Source organism: Synechococcus sp. R3-13 (assembly GCF_047462195.1).
In the GTDB taxonomy this organism is placed as follows: domain Bacteria; phylum Cyanobacteriota; class Cyanobacteriia; order Thermostichales; family Thermostichaceae; genus Thermostichus.
This window is the reverse complement of the sequence record NZ_JANSIO010000403.1, coordinates 1-14,025: the sequence shown is the minus strand read 5'-3', so window position 1 is coordinate 14,025 and position 14,025 is coordinate 1. Positions and strand designations below refer to the sequence as shown.

Annotated in this window: 15 protein-coding genes and 1 pseudogene; 7 read left to right on the top strand and 9 right to left on the bottom strand. The window is 59.5% G+C overall.

What is annotated here, in order from left to right:
* Nucleotides 1-337, top strand: a pseudogene (locus NW856_RS11930) (hypothetical protein); the annotation flags it as partial.
* 9 nt (nucleotides 338-346) lie between these two features.
* Here the strand turns inward: NW856_RS11930 and NW856_RS11925 are convergent.
* The 5 genes from NW856_RS11925 to mrdA form a co-directional block, all read right to left on the bottom strand.
* Nucleotides 347-1,228 (bottom strand): hypothetical protein, encoded by an 882-nt coding sequence (locus NW856_RS11925; protein WP_414400450.1) that lies wholly within the window; start codon nucleotides 1,226-1,228, stop codon nucleotides 347-349.
* A 282-nt stretch (nucleotides 1,229-1,510) separates the two neighbouring features.
* The gene (locus tag NW856_RS11920; protein WP_414400449.1) at nucleotides 1,511-2,158 is read right to left on the bottom strand and encodes a hypothetical protein; all 648 of its coding nucleotides are present in this window, start codon (nucleotides 2,156-2,158) and stop codon (nucleotides 1,511-1,513) included.
* 25 nt (nucleotides 2,159-2,183) lie between these two features.
* Complete coding sequence (gene cobD, locus NW856_RS11915; RefSeq protein WP_414400448.1) at nucleotides 2,184-3,317, bottom strand: threonine-phosphate decarboxylase CobD; 1,134 nt, start codon at nucleotides 3,315-3,317, stop codon at nucleotides 2,184-2,186.
* A gap of 59 nt (nucleotides 3,318-3,376) precedes the next feature.
* Nucleotides 3,377-3,682 (bottom strand): HU family DNA-binding protein, encoded by a 306-nt coding sequence (locus tag NW856_RS11910; protein WP_414332065.1) that lies wholly within the window; start codon nucleotides 3,680-3,682, stop codon nucleotides 3,377-3,379.
* Nucleotides 3,683-3,997: 315 nt separating this feature from the next.
* Entirely contained in the window at nucleotides 3,998-5,899 is a 1,902-nt protein-coding gene (gene mrdA, locus NW856_RS11905) for a penicillin-binding protein 2 (RefSeq protein WP_414400447.1), read from the bottom strand.
* Between the two features lie 125 nt (nucleotides 5,900-6,024).
* Here mrdA and NW856_RS11900 point away from each other — a divergent pair, with 125 nt between their 5' ends.
* Nucleotides 6,025-7,293, top strand: coding sequence for a lipopolysaccharide biosynthesis protein (locus tag NW856_RS11900; protein WP_414400446.1), 1,269 nt, complete (start codon nucleotides 6,025-6,027; stop codon nucleotides 7,291-7,293).
* Here NW856_RS11900 and NW856_RS11895 read toward each other — a convergent pair.
* Nucleotides 7,280-7,645, bottom strand: a complete 366-nt coding sequence (locus NW856_RS11895; RefSeq protein WP_011432528.1) for an FHA domain-containing protein — start codon at nucleotides 7,643-7,645, stop codon at nucleotides 7,280-7,282. The genes NW856_RS11900 and NW856_RS11895 overlap by 14 nt on opposite strands.
* A gap of 128 nt (nucleotides 7,646-7,773) precedes the next feature.
* The gene (locus tag NW856_RS11890; RefSeq protein ID WP_414400445.1) at nucleotides 7,774-8,610 is read right to left on the bottom strand and encodes an SDR family oxidoreductase; all 837 of its coding nucleotides are present in this window, start codon (nucleotides 8,608-8,610) and stop codon (nucleotides 7,774-7,776) included.
* A gap of 117 nt (nucleotides 8,611-8,727) precedes the next feature.
* Between NW856_RS11890 and NW856_RS11885 the strand changes: the two genes are divergently transcribed.
* Nucleotides 8,728-9,219 (top strand): YajQ family cyclic di-GMP-binding protein, encoded by a 492-nt coding sequence (locus tag NW856_RS11885; RefSeq protein ID WP_011432526.1) that lies wholly within the window; start codon nucleotides 8,728-8,730, stop codon nucleotides 9,217-9,219.
* 187 nt (nucleotides 9,220-9,406) lie between these two features.
* On the opposite strand, the gene hemW is transcribed toward NW856_RS11885, so the two are convergent.
* Complete coding sequence (gene hemW / locus NW856_RS11880; RefSeq protein WP_414400444.1) at nucleotides 9,407-10,624, bottom strand: radical SAM family heme chaperone HemW; 1,218 nt, start codon at nucleotides 10,622-10,624, stop codon at nucleotides 9,407-9,409.
* Between the two features lie 68 nt (nucleotides 10,625-10,692).
* On the opposite strand from hemW, the gene hisH reads away from it, so the two are divergent.
* The 3 genes from hisH to NW856_RS11865 are packed head-to-tail and all read left to right on the top strand — an operon-like array spanning nucleotide 10,693 to nucleotide 12,035.
* Nucleotides 10,693-11,349, top strand: a complete 657-nt coding sequence (gene hisH, locus NW856_RS11875) for an imidazole glycerol phosphate synthase subunit HisH (protein ID WP_414400443.1) — start codon at nucleotides 10,693-10,695, stop codon at nucleotides 11,347-11,349.
* Nucleotides 11,350-11,355: 6 nt separating this feature from the next.
* Nucleotides 11,356-11,829 carry an EVE domain-containing protein gene (locus tag NW856_RS11870; protein ID WP_414356493.1) on the top strand — a complete coding sequence of 158 codons (474 nt, stop codon included), beginning with the start codon at nucleotides 11,356-11,358 and terminating at the stop codon, nucleotides 11,827-11,829.
* On the top strand, nucleotides 11,826-12,035 hold the full coding sequence (locus NW856_RS11865) for a pentapeptide repeat-containing protein (RefSeq protein ID WP_414328915.1): 210 nt from the start codon (nucleotides 11,826-11,828) through the stop codon (nucleotides 12,033-12,035). Before NW856_RS11870 ends, NW856_RS11865 begins: the two co-directional genes overlap by 4 nt.
* 22 nt (nucleotides 12,036-12,057) lie before the next feature.
* Here NW856_RS11865 and surE read toward each other — a convergent pair whose 3' ends face one another.
* Nucleotides 12,058-12,837 (bottom strand): 5'/3'-nucleotidase SurE, encoded by a 780-nt coding sequence (surE, locus tag NW856_RS11860; RefSeq protein WP_414328916.1) that lies wholly within the window; start codon nucleotides 12,835-12,837, stop codon nucleotides 12,058-12,060.
* 416 nt (nucleotides 12,838-13,253) lie between these two features.
* Here surE and NW856_RS11855 point away from each other — a divergent pair, with 416 nt between their 5' ends.
* Nucleotides 13,254-13,919: a Crp/Fnr family transcriptional regulator gene (locus tag NW856_RS11855; protein ID WP_414356496.1), complete on the top strand. Its 666-nt coding sequence runs from the start codon at nucleotides 13,254-13,256 to the stop codon at nucleotides 13,917-13,919.
* Nucleotides 13,920-14,025: the final 106 nt, after the last annotated feature.

Below are 14,025 nucleotides of genomic sequence, written 5' to 3'. Positions count from 1 at the left end.
TATGGTTTTGAATCGGTTACCAGGGCCACCCATTCCTGCCGCCCAGTTGACGTCCTCTACCCTCGCTCCACCTGCCCGTCCCTTGAGTTCCTCTCCAGCTTCCGGGAACCCCCCCGCCCAGGCGCGGCAGCGGTCTGGAGCTGCTCAGGTGGGGCCGAGCACAGCCCGCCTCTGGCCCTTTTTGAAAAGCCTACAGAATGCCCTTGCGTTGTTGCTGGCCCTGGTTTTCCTCTCGGCAACCGGGTTGCTGGCCTGGCGCCTGCTCGATCCAGAAGGAAGTGAAGGGATCTGGCGGCAGCTACCTCTCTCTCGGATCCCTTGGATTCGGGATCTGTAGTCCTCAAAGCTACTGCTCAGCAATTGTAACGTTAAAGCCCTTGCTTTTCAGGGTTTCCGCATGATAGCGGGCATACTCCAGTTGCTCAAATGCTGCCAACTGCACAAACTTCTGGCCATTCACATCTTTGACAAAGGCCCCATCAGAAACTTCTCGAGCACGTGCCAAGCTCTCATCTCCCGAGTAGGTAGTGAGCACCAAGAAGGTTCCCTCGCCGCGGTTCGGCCCCAGGGAGTCTACGCTGTTGTCGCTTAGGGGCACCACGTTCTGGGATCCCACAGAGGTAGGCGGTGAAGGTTGGGATGGGCGCTCCAGGCTGGCCGCCAACTGCTCCACCGTTTGTGACCTGGGGGGAGCAGATTCCTCGGAAGCCAAGGCCAAGTCAGTTTGCAGGCTATCCAGCAGGTTGGGAACGTCTTGAAGGGGATCCACCTGCAAGTCCTTCCAGTCTGGGGTGGCCGCCAAGCCCAGGGACAACCGACCGGGATCCAAGCCACCGAAATAGAACTCCTCTCCCACCTGCCCTTCCACCGGTTCCAGTGGGATCAGGGGCAACTGGGCCAGATCCACCTGGGCAGGGATCCCTTCTTCCGCCCTGTGGGCAGCGCTTTGGGGCAGGGACAGTTCTTCCGGCCAGATCAGCCAGCGCACCCCAAAGCCAATCCCCGCGCAGGAAAGCACCCACAGCAGCAAGACCCAGAGGGGCGAAAAGGCCCCGGAGGGCCGCGGCATCTCTTCCTCTTCCAAGTCTTCCACCACCTCTTGAATGAGTACAGGTGAAGGGCGCTGTACAGAGCTGGTATTCCCAAGCTGACCTGCTCGTGGGGGCGGGACAGAGTCCATGCGCTGCAAACGCTGCCAGAGGCGGAATCGCTCCAGTTCTTTCAGCACATCCAAATGCAGATGGCTCAGCGCCTCCTGAAGAGCAAGTTGAGGAACTGGATGTGAATGGGACTGCTGTGCCGGAGACAGGGGTTGGGTAGGGTCTGGGGGAAGCGGAGAAGGACTCATAGACAGCCCACACTCAACTTGATGTAAAGTCGGAGAGCAAACAATGCCGATCCACTGTTACAGCCGGAAACAGCCTAACAGGAGAACCCACCTTGGGAACAAGGATTGCCAGCGCCCCATACCTTGCCATAAACCACCATGCCACAGGGCTATGGCAGTCTTCTAGGGCTTTGCCTCCAGATAAAGGGCACGCACATCTGTCGGTAGGTTCTGAAGCAAGATCTGGCGGGCAGAGGCAACGACGGCATCCACATCTTCTGGAGCAAGGTAGTATCCGTCAGCCTTGAGTTGGTCGGCAATGCGAACCGGTGACCAGCCAAACCGATCCCGCAGCAGCAGAATGAAGCGCAGATCCCCCGGCAGGGTATCCAAACCAGCAGTCAAATAACAGGCCAGTGCCGGTGAAAGAGAGGACTTCGCCCCGCCTCTGGTGGAGTCGAGACTGCAAGAAGCTTGAGGGCGGGTGGGGATCCCATCCAAGGATTGGATCAGCTCACGGGTTTGCTCCGCCAGCCAGGGTCGCAGCACAGGATCCCCTTCTCCCACAAGGCTGTGGACATCTAGGCGCTGCAGGCGCGGGTAAAGCCGCAACCAAACCTGCTCTCGACAGGCAGCCCATTGCTCTGGCGGCAGATGCTCGGCAAGGATCCCGTCCACCCACTGGCAGTAGCGGCAAAACAGGCTGATGAAGTAGCGGGCCACCTCCGGCTGCCGTTGAAAGGCCCGCAGCAACTCCAGATCGCTGTAATGGGCCACCCCCCGCACGATAGGGGCGTTGCATTCCGGCCAAAAGGCGGTAGCTTCGGGCATGAGAATTTCTCCCGCAGAAAAATCCCTAGCTATTCTCCAGGATCTCCCGGCAGGCGGATAACAACTGCTCCTGCTCCGGCAGGGTGCGCAGGCCAATGCGCAGGTAGCGATCTCCCAGCTCGGGAAAACTCAGGCAATCCCGCACCAGAATCCGGTGCCGCTGCAGCAGCGCCCGCTGAATTTGCGTGGCAGAGCCAGGGCAGCGCACCAACACAAAATTGGCTTGACCAGGCCAGGGATCCCAGCCGGGCAGCGCTTGCAAACCCCTGAGCAAATGCTCTCGGGCCACGGGCAGCCAGGCGAAGGTGCGCCGGCGGAAGTCCTCATCGGCCAAAGCTGCCGCCACTGCCACTCCCGCCAATCCGTTGACGCTCCAGGGATCCCGCCACTGTCGCCAGCGCTGCCAGTGATCCGGGTGCCCCACCGCAAAGCCAATGCGCAAGCCGGGCAGTGTGAAAAACTTGGTGAGGGAACGGATGACGATGGTGTTGGGATGAGCCGCCAGGTAGGGGATCAAAGTTTGGCTGCGGGGCATTGCCGACGAGCTGGAGTTTGAGCTCAGGGTGGGCTCCCCCGGCAAAAAGTCCATAAAAGCCTCGTCCACCACCACCTGGTTGAACTGGGGCAGGAGAGGCAGGATGTCTTGCTGCGGGATGAGCTGGCCCGTCGGGTTGTGGGGGTTGTTCAGCCAGAGCACTCGGCTCCCCTTGCCTGCCGCCGGAAGCGGCTCCTGGAGAAAGGCGAAACTAGGGGATCCCTGGCCGGGGAAAAAAGGCAGCGGCTTGATGGTTACCCCTGCTGCCCGCAGAGCCCGCGCATAATCCCCAAAAGCAGGCTGGGGCAGCCATACCTCCCGCCCTTGCGCATCCCGGGCTGCCCAGGTGAGCAACTCCGCTGCCCCATTGCCCACAAAGATCCACTCAGGATCGACGGCCCAATGGTTGGCCAAACAGATGCGCAAGTCCCGATAGTCGGGATCCGGGTAACGGCTGACAACAACCGGATCTGCTGCAGACAGCGCCTGAGTCAGAGCTTGCAAGACCGATTCCGGTGGGCCCAGCGGATTCAAGCTGGCCGAAAAATCCAGAATCTCCTGGGGAGAGCAGCCAGCGATTGCTGCTCCCCAAGCCCAATTGCCACCATGTCGAGGCTGCTCCACGCCCTACCCCGCAGCCGTTCGCGTCAGCGGGACGGAGTCCTTGTCCCAACCCGGCGAAATTAAGATTTCCCCCCTGCTACTGCTTCGCGGAATGACTTGCCCGCCGTAAAAGTGGGGACGATGCTCTCTGGGATCACCATTTTTTGGTTGGTTTTCGGGTTGCGACCTTCCCGCTCTTTGCGCTTGCGAGCCTCAAAGGAGCCGAAGCCCACCAGGGTCACCTTCCCCTTGGGTTCACCGTTTTCATCGCGGGATGCGACCTCTTCGACAATGATCTCCAGTGCGGCGGAAATGACAGCCTCCGCTTCTTTTTTGGTTACATTGGCGCGATGAGCGACGGCATCAACAAGTTCTGCCTTGTTCATCCTGATCTCCTTTTGAGTTAGGCAATAAAGTTAGAGAGTTCCCTGGATCGCGGATTCGCTCAGGCGTTGCAGAGCGGCCACGGCCCAGAGTGTTCTCAGTGTGTGGGAGCGGGGCTTGCCCTGCAATGCGCCAAGGCGCCACTGGCGCGAATGGCAGGATTGTGGCAGTTGAGCTCCAAATCACTGACATATTCTACAGCTAAGTTAGGGCAGAAGCCTGCTGGGCAAGGGGTTTTAGGGGATCTTAACGCAATTTTCTGGGAGACAAGAGACTGCATATACCCAGTTGGCTCGGATCCGACAGAAAGCTAGGGCTCACGACTCGGGTCGGAAGTAGGCCCGCATCACCTCTCGAAAGATGGGAGCGGCCCGTGATCCACCCCCACCGCCGCTGTTTTCCAGAAAGACCACGACCACCAATTCGGGCCGGTCGTAGGGAGCATAGCCAACATACCAAGCGTGGGATCGCCGCGGCGGATCCTCTGCGGTGCCGGTTTTACCAGCCGTTGGGGGAAATCCTGGCCCCAGGTTGGCGTTGCCGCCAGTGCCGTAAACCACGACATCTCGCAGCCCCTGCTGCAGGATCTCCAGGGTGGCAGGGGAAAGACCTACCTTTTGGCGCAGCGGCACAGGGCTTTCCGGGATCACCTGGTGCGAGAGCAAGGGGCGCACCCGCCAGCCCCCATTGGCCACTGCCGCCGTTACCACCGCCATTTGCAGCGGCGTAGCGGTAATAAATCCCTGGCCGATGGACATGTTGACCGTGTCGCCCACATACCAGGGCTCGCGCCAGTGGCGCTGCTTCCACTCAGCATCCGGCACCAGGCCAGCAGCCTCCCCTTTGAGGCCAATCCCGGTCAGTTGTCCCAACCCAAAGCGGCGCGACCATTCTTGCAAGGGGGCAGCCTTGGTGCCGAGGGCGATTTGGTAGAAAAAGGTGTCGCTGCTGTAGGCCATCGCCTGCCGGTAGTTCAGCCGCCCGAAGCCGGCCCGGTTCCAGTCCCAAAAGCGCCACCCTCCCACCTGGATGTAGGGGCCGGTCTGCAGCACCGTATTCGGGGGAAAGGCTCCCGACTCAATCCCGGCAGCGGTGGTGATGATTTTGTAGGTGCTGGCGGGGGGATAGGGCCGCAGGCCGCGGTTGAGGAAGGGAAAATCCTGCTGCTGCAGGCTCTCCCACTGGGCTTGGGTGATGCGGCTGGAAAAGAGGTTGGGATCAAAGGTGGGATAGCTGGCCATGGCCAGGATCGAGCCATCGCTGGGATCCATGGCGATCACCGCTCCTTTTTGCTGGCCGAGGGCTCGCTCTGCCGCCTGCTGCAGCCGCACATCCAAAGTGAGCTGCAGGGTGTTGCCCGGTTGGGGCGCTTGTTCCCCCAGCACCCGCAGCACCTCTCCCATGGCGTCCACCTCCACCTGTCGCCCGCCCCATTGGCCGCGCAGATGGTTCTCGAACAATTCCTCCACTCCCATCAGGCCAACGATATCCCCCAGGCGATAGCTGGGATCCGCCCGCAGTTGTTCCTGCGAGATCTCGCCGGTATAGCCCAGCAGATGAGCAGCCAAGTCGCCATGGGGATAAAACCGCACCGTCTCCGCCTCCACCATCACTCCCGGCAGCTCGCGGCTCATCTCCTCCAGTTGAATGACCACCTGGGGGCTGGCGTTGCGCAGGATGCGCACGGGAAAAGGGGAACGATATCCAGCCTGTTCTAGCTTTTGGGCGATCTCCTCAGGGGCGATGTTCAAGTAGTCTGCCAACTTGGGGATCATCTCCTGCCAGCGCTGCCGAGACTGCACCAGAGGCCAGAGGAAGACCGAGTGGGACAATCGGCTGCCCGCCAGCAATACACCGTTGCGATCCACAATGCGCCCGCGTTCTGGCGGCTGGGGCAGCAGGCGAATGCGGTTGGTATCGGCCAACTGGCGGTAATACTGGGTGCGCGCTAGCTGCAGGTAGGCCAGACGGGATCCCAGCCCTCCAAACAGCAGCAGACTGGTCAGCAAGAGCAAGACAACGGCCCGATAGCCCTGCCCCACCGTTTTGGACGATGCGGATCCCAGCCAACGAGGACTACCGCCGTCCGGCGGGGGTGGGGGAAGCACCCGGCGAGGGGCAGGCGGCCTGGAATGGGGGGAGAACAGGGCTTTTGGATCCCGTCCTGCCAAGGTGTGGGGGCTTCGCGCGGCGTTGCTGACGGGGTAGAGTTTGGCCATGAACTTGCCAGAAGAATTGCAACCGATACACCCAAAATCAAGAGGAGATGCCCGCTCTTGGGCGGGCCCTCTCAGCATCCATCCAGTATCCCTGGCTCTGGCAAGCCTCGTCCAGGAGTGGCAGCGTGGATAGAGCAGAACAACAACGGCTGCGCCAGGCTGCCTGGCTGATGGTGGGCAATGGCCTGCGCCTGGGGTTGTCCGGGGCCTATTTCATCCTCTTGGCCCGTCTGTTGGGGCCGGAAGCCTTCGGGGTTTTCTCTGCCATCTTGGCCTGCAGCAACCTGGCCGCCCCGTTTGGCTATTTGGGCCAATCGGAACTGCTGATCCAGCGCCTCAGCCGGCAGGGATCCCTGACTTGCACCCAGGGGGTTGGCCCCAGCTTATGGCTGGCGGGATTGGGCTGTGGGGGGATGGCGCTGGTGTTGTGGCCCCTCTTGAGCGTTTGGCTGGCCGGGACGCCGGCAGCGGTGGTGGGGGTATTGCTCTTGAGCGATCTGCTGTTCGTCGCAGTGCCAGAGGTGTACAGAGGGATCCTGGTTGGGCGAGAGCAGGTTGCCGGCGTGGCCCTCATCGACACCGGCATGGCGCTGGGGCGATTGGGGGCAGTGTTGTTGGCGGTGGCCTTGGGCTGGGGATCCCTGGTGCAATGGGCTGTTCTGTACGGCCTGATGGTGTTGGTCGTGCTGCTGCTGATCGCGAGGGGGATGGGGCGGTGGAGCGAGCCTTCTCCCCCCTTGGCCCTAAGCTGGCGAGATCTGCGGGAACGGCTGATAGCGGGCTGGGACTTTGCGGTGGGGCTGGCCGCGGTGAAAACCTTCACCGATTTGGATAAGCTGCTCTTGCCCCGTTTGGCCTCAGCAGCGGCGGGGGGTCTTTACAGCGCTGCCTACCGGGTGATCAACTTCTCGCAAACGCCGATGATCGCCCTGCTCACCAGCCATTTTGCCGAGCTGTGCCGCCAAGGGCAGAAGGGCCTTCCGCAAGGCTGGCGCTACGCCTGGCAGCTTTTCCCTTGGGTGGTGGGCTACGGCAGTTTGGCTGCTCTGGGGCTGGCGCTGGGATCCTACGGAATCCCTTGGGTGCTGGGATCGGCTTACCGGGAAACGGCCCTCATCCTGCGCTGGCTCAGCCCGGTCATTTTGCTGGAAGGGATCCACCTTTTGCTGTCTCACCTGCTCACCGGGGCAGGGTTGCAAAAGCCCCGCAGCCGTCTGCAACTGATGGCTCTGGGGCTGAATGGGCTTTTGAATGCGGTTTGGATCCCAAGGTGGGGTTGGCAGGGGGCGGCCCTAGCGACCTTGCTGTCGGAGATGGCCTTGGTGCTGGCTTTGCTGCTGTTGATTGGGGGGCGATTGCACGCTCTGCAGAGATCTGGGCCTAGGGAGCCTTAACAATTTTGTAGGTGGCTTTGGCATCGGGGCCAAAGGTGATCACATCCCCCGACTTGAGCTGGTGGGTGGTCAATTTCTGGCCGTTGATCAACAAGCCATTGGTGCTGGGGCGACCTTCCAGATCCCCATCCAAAATGCGGTAGCAATATTCTCCCTCTCGCTCGGCGGGAATCCGCAGCAGCATGGCGTGGTAGCGGGAGGCATACTGAGAGTTGAGACAGATGTCGTTCGCCAAGTCCCGACCGATGAAGTATTTGGCGGATCCCAGCACCTGGGTACGGCGGCCATCTCGGTCTTCCACGATCAAGATGTGCTGGTGGGTACCGGAAGGAGAAGGCACAGATTCAACCATACTTCCGCTGTCAATACCAGTGTTTAACCGTACCTCAAACTATACCGAAGTTTAGCCTTCTTCCTGCTATCGCTGGGTCTGCAGAATCGCTCATCCAGCGCCCCAGAACTCTCGACCGATCCAGTGGGCTAGCGAGGAACATTCTGGAGCAATGAGCCGACCCATCCGGGGAAGAGGGTGTAAGCTCCTACTGCCCATTGGGCCATGCCCACCACCACCTCTGACTTGGACTGGCGAGCGGCATCCCAAATGGCTTCGGCAACTTCTTCCGGCTGGCTGACCCAAAAACTCTCCAGCGCCTGTTGCATTTGCTCACGGGCTTTGCCACCTGAGGTTTGGGCTTGGCTGTCGGGAGAGGACGCTGGCCTCACCTCATCCAGAAAAATGGCTCGCTTGAGGAAATTGCTGCTGACGATGCCCGGATGGACGCCGATCACCTGGATCCCTTGGGGTTGCAGTTCCAGACGCAGCGCTTCTGTCAGCCCACTGACCGCGTACTTGCTGGCACAATAGGCGCTCATCTGGGGCAGGGGCATTTTGCCGCCAATGGATCCCACGTTGATGATCTGGCCTTTTTTGCGCTTCAACATGTCGGGGAGCACGGCTCGGATGGTGTGGAGGTAGCCCCAAAAATTGACCGCCATCAGAGCCTGCCAGTGCTCCGGGGTGGTTTGCAAAAAAGGGCCACTCATGCAGATGCCGGCGTTGTTGATCAGGCAGTCGATGCGGCCATAGCGTTCTAGGGTTCTCTCCACTAGGTTTTGCACCTGTTCTGGCTGCGTGACATCGGTGGGAACGGCCAAGACCTCGGCGTTGAGGCTTTGCTCTAGGTCGATGGCCGTTTGCTTCAGGGTTTCGGCAGTGCGGGCAGCCAGCGCCAATCGGTAACCCCCACGGGCAAAGGTAAAGGCAGTAGCTCTGCCGATGCCTTCAGAAGCGCCTGTAATTAAAACAACATCGGCCATCCTGCTTCTCCGTAAATCTGGACTGGGATCCTTCTACCTGTTGTAGCTTCTCCGAGAGTTAGGGATCCCTGCTTGGCTGAGGGCTTAAGATACTGAACGATAGCGAAGATAAGGTTTATGGCCTCTACCTACTCATTTGATATCGTCAGTGATTTCGATCGGCAGGAACTGGTGAACGCTGTGGATCAAGCCCGGCGGGAGATCAAACAGCGCTACGACCTCAAGGATACTCAGACGGAAATTGAGCTGGAGGAGGGATCCCTGACCATCACCACCGCCAACGACATGGCCCTCAACTCCATTCGGGATCTGCTTCTTACCAAAGCGGCCAAGCGGGGTCTATCCCTGAAGATCTTCGACTTCCAACCCCCAGAGAGCGCCGGCGGCAACCGAGTGCGCCAGGTGGTTCACCTGAAAAAGGGCATTGATGCCACACTGGCCAAACAGATCGCCAAGCAAATCCGCGACAACTTTAAGAAAGTGCAGCCTGCCATTCAAGGGGATCTGGTGCGCGTTTCCGGCAAGGATAAAGACGAGCTGCAGGCGGTCATTCAAATGCTCAGGCAGCAGGACTACCCGGTGGCGCTGCAATTTGTCAACTATCGATAGGGATCCTCTGGGCTTCCGTATCTTTCCCCTCAACCCCTCTTGCAAGATTAGAGATCTCAGGATCTGTGAAATGTTGGGTTTAATGGCTGCTGGAAATGGTGATGGCCTACGCTCCTCAAAGCTTGAGTTTTCGGCCAATTGGGATAGGGGGCTCTGGTGAGAAATCTTGTGAAAGTAACCGTCGGAATCAAGCCAGCAAGTCTCTGAGAATCTCATTGGAAAATAGCCAGCCATCGGGCGGAATCAGCCGTAGCCGGCCTGCCTCACAACTGGCCCATCCCTTCTCAAAATAGGGATCCAGCCTCTCCAAAGCTTGCTCGACCTTTGGGTGGCCAAAACGCTCCTGTAAATGGCACAAATCCAGACCTTCCTTTAGACGCAACCCCAACATCAAAGTATCCATCCAAACTTCCTCTGGGGATGCTTCAGGAGGGAGAGGGTGGACTCCGACTTTCACCTGCTCGAAGTAGTGGTAAAGGGTTTTGGGCTGCTGAATGCGCCGTCCCCCCTCGTAGCCGACGGATCCCATGCCAAAGCCAAAGTAAGGGCGATTTTCCCAGTACACTCGGTTGTGGCGACAGGCGTAGCCGGGGCGGGCAAAATTGGAGATTTCGTAGTGGATGTAGCCCGCTTCGGTGAGCAGCTCCCGCGCCATTAGGTACATGGCAACTGTGGTTTCCTCGCTGGGCAAAGGTGCTGCTCCCGGTCGGTACATCCGACCAAAGCGGGTTCCCGGTTCAATCGTCAGATCATAGACGGAGACATGGGTGGGGTTAATCTCAAGAACAGCTCGTAGAGACTGCTGCCAGTGTTCCAAAGTCTGGTAGGGCAGCCCAAAGATCAAATCCAGGTTGAAATTCTCAAAGCCCGCCGCCTGCAAGTCGGCCACGGCTTCGTAAACTTCCTCCACTCCATGCAGGCGACCACAAGCGGCCAGCAGCTCTGGCTGAAATGCCTGTACCCCTAGGCTGATGCGGTTGACCCCCAGCTCCCGGTAGCCCGCCAACTGCTCCCGCGTCAGGGTGCCGGGGTTGGCCTCCAGAGAAATCTCGCAGTCGGGATGAAACGGGATCCTCTCCCTCAATTGAGTCAAGATCCGCCCCAGTTGCTCCACCGTCAGCAGAGAAGGGGTGCCACCCCCGAAAAAAAGGCTGGTCAACGGTCTGGGATCCCCGGCCAGATGGCGGTAGCGGTAGGCGCCGCCGATCTCTCGGCAGAGCATTTGCACGTAAGTTTCTATCAACTCTCGGGTGCCCAGGCCGGTGGCAAAATCACAGTAGTGGCAGCGCTGCCGACAAAAAGGGATGTGCAGGTAAGCCGCCTCAGGCCAATCAACCTGGTCGCGACAGGGTTGCGGAGCAGTACCGGTCGGAGTGGGATCGTGCAAAGCCGTTGCCACAGCCATGAGTCAGCTCAAACGGGTTAGAACCACTATACTGATAGACTCCTAAACTCCTCACGAGAAGGGATCCCATGGGGACTGTACGCCTGGCGGTGATCGACTATGAGGCGGGAAATCTGCATTCGGCTTGCAAAGGCTTGGAGCGTGCCGGGGCAGAGGTGCATCTGGTAACAGAGCCGGTCGGGCTGGAGCGTTTCGACGGGATCATCCTGCCGGGAGATGGGGCTTTTGATCCGGCCATGCAGCAGTTGCGAGAGCGAGGCTTTGTGGATCCCATCCGGGAGGCGGTGCAGCGGCAGCAGCCCTTCTTGGGCATTTGCATTGGTTTGCAGGTTTTGTTTGAGAGCAGCGAAGAGGGGGTGGAACCGGGGCTGGGCATCGTGCCCGGACGGGTGCAGCGCTTTCGGCCAGAGGCGGGCCTGCGCATCCCTCACATGGGCTGGAATCAACTGCAACTCACCCAAGCCCACTCTCCCCTCTGGGCAGGGATCCCGGATCAAAGCTGGGTTTACTTTGTCCACTCCTACCACGCAGTGCCCAATGACCCAAGCTGGGTGGCTGCCACGACCCAACACGGGAGCCAAACCTGTGTAGCCGCCATTGCCCGCGGCGCTTTGTTTGCTACCCAGTTTCACCCAGAAAAGTCCGGCCCCTACGGCTTGAAGATGCTGCGCAACTTTGTCGAGTTTGTTGCCCGTTGTTCCCCCTTATCTGCTCCCAGAGCCTAGTGCCCCATGAACTATTGGCTGATGAAATCTGAGCCCAGCATCTATAGCATCTGGGATTTGCAGCGGGAGGGCCAAACCCTTTGGGATGGCGTGCGCAACTACCAAGCCCGCAACTATCTGAAGGCAATGCAGCCTGGGGATCGCGCCTTTTTCTACCATTCCAATGCCGAGCCACCCGGAATTGCCGGTTTGATGGAGATCCTGGAAACCCACGTGGTGGATCCCAGCCAATTCGACCCTGCCAGCCCCTACTATGATCCCAAATCTACCCGCGAGGATCCCCGCTGGCATACAGTGCGAGTGCGGTTTGTCTCAGCCTTTGGGCGATTGATCCCTTTGGCTGAATTGCGAGACACCTTCACCCCAGAGGAGCTGGAAGTAGTACGACGGGGCACGCGACTGTCGGTCATGCCGGTTGCCGAAGGGGTGGCGAAACGATTGCTGGCGCTGACGGGAGTTTCTACGCAGTCTCCTCTATGATGGGCGAGGCCAACCTGAGTGGGGCCAATTTGCGTGGCGCCGACCTAAGTGGGGCGGATCTAACGGGGGCGGATTTGCGAGGGGCCAATCTGTCGATGGACAACCTAAAGAGCGCTTTTCTGGAAGGGGCAATCTACAGTGCCAACACCCGCTTTCCCGCCGAGTTCGACCCAAAATTTGGAGGGGATGACATTGTTCGGCGCTGACCCCAGCTCACCGGCTTAAAATTCATGAGCCAAAAGCTGAGAGCCCCCAGCGCTGTAAGCTATCAAAGGCCGCGTAGGCCGTTAGATCTGGCTGCAGGGGCGTAATCGATACATAGCCTTCCGCAACGGCCCGCACATCCGAACAGGGATCCACCTCCTCTTCCACCACCTCTCCTGCCAGCCAGTAGTAGGCCTTGCCGCGCGGATCCACCCGTTTCTCGTAGAGATCTGTGTACTTGCGCCAGGCCAGGCGGGCCAAGACCATGCCGCGTATTTCAGCCAGCGCTAGGGGGGGCACGTTGATGTTCAACAGCATCGGCTCCCCCAGGGGTTTCAGGCTCAGTTTCTCCAGTAGCTTCAGCACCACCTGGGCCGCTGGTTGAAAATCCTGATGGGTAAAACTGGCCAAGCTTACTGCCAGGCTAGGGATCCCTTCCAGCAGCCCTTCCATTGCCGCCGAGACGGTGCCGGAGTAGAGCACATCCGTGCCCAGATTGGCTCCCTGATTGATGCCGGAAATCACCCAATCGGGAGGACGATCCAATAGCCCGTCCAGACCTAACTTGACACAGTCGGAAGGGGTGCCCGAACAGGCCCAGGCCTGCACTTCTGGAGGAAATCCCTCCCGCACCGGATCCACCCGCAGCGGCTTGTGCAACGTCAAGGCATGGCCGGTGGCCGAGCGCTCCCGATCCGGACAGACCACCGTTACCTGGTGCCCCCCCAGCTGGGCCAGCGCTGCCGCCAAACACCGCACCCCTGCCGCCTGGATGCCATCGTCGTTGCTGATGAGAATATTCATCCCAGCCACCCCACACCCGCCCTTAGACATACACCAGTCTGACCCAATGATCTGCGCTGATCCCTCAGGTAGCCGAGTTCAGCGGCAGAATCTGAAAATTTACGGCTTCTTGGGGTTATTATTGGACGTAGCCTTTTGAACAATATCAGTAGGAACACAATGTCACCCTATGAGGTCAAGTGCCATTATGAAGCTAAGGTAAAGTAAACCCTGCGGTTTCCTTCTTCTCTGTATTTGCCTTCTTGTGTGTATCTTGCTGTTTCTCCATCCCCATCTTCCTAAGACTCCGTCCCGTTGACGTGTAGGTGCTCCGCACCGCCGGCGCGAACGCGGAAGCGTTGCATAGCCTACAGCCGGGTAAAGCTGGAAAGTCTGTAAAACCCATCAGGTCGCTCGAGCGACAGGAAGTTGATCTCATGTCACTTGTTTCCATCACATCGGCAACAGAGGCTCAGGAATGGCGTGAGCTTTGCCAGTGGGCCGAGGAGCACTACCGCTGTCGCACCTTTCCCAAAGACGTGCGCATTCCCACTCGTCCGGGATTGGTGTACATCACCCAAGAGGGGGTGGTGCGCTTGGTCAGCCAAACTCCAGAGCGGCGGGAGGTCTTTGTTGGGTTTATCACGGCTGGGTTTCCCTTTGAGCTGAGCAACCCAGAGCGCTTTGAGTTAAAAGCCTGCACCCACGCCGACCGCACCACGGTGATGTGGTTCTACTGGCAAGACCTGGAGCAGTGGCCCTACTTGCACCAGAAAGTCCAGGAAAACTTTCGCCAGCAACTGCAACGGAAGCTGCTGTGGTTGGGAAACTTGGGCCAACGGCGCGCCATCGACCGCCTCAAGGGCTTTTTGAGCCTGTTGATCGAGGAGTATGGGCAGCCCTGTGAACAGGGGATGTATCTTCCCTGGCCCCTTACCCACGCCCAGATTGGGGATGCCATTGGGGCCACTCGTGTGACGGTGACTCGCCTTCTGGGATCCCTGCGCTCGAAAGGGTTTGTGCAGGTGCTGGATCAAAACTTAATCTGCATTCCCAACGGGGTGAAGCTCCAGCCCACTCCGAAGAAGGCGGCCAGCGCCTAGCCCTGCTGTCTAAAGCGTTATGCCTACGGCACCCTGTCAAAAACTGCACTGCTGACCAAGAAAACTGGGTTGCCAGCCCCGCCCTAAGGCCTACGGCCCGCTGACG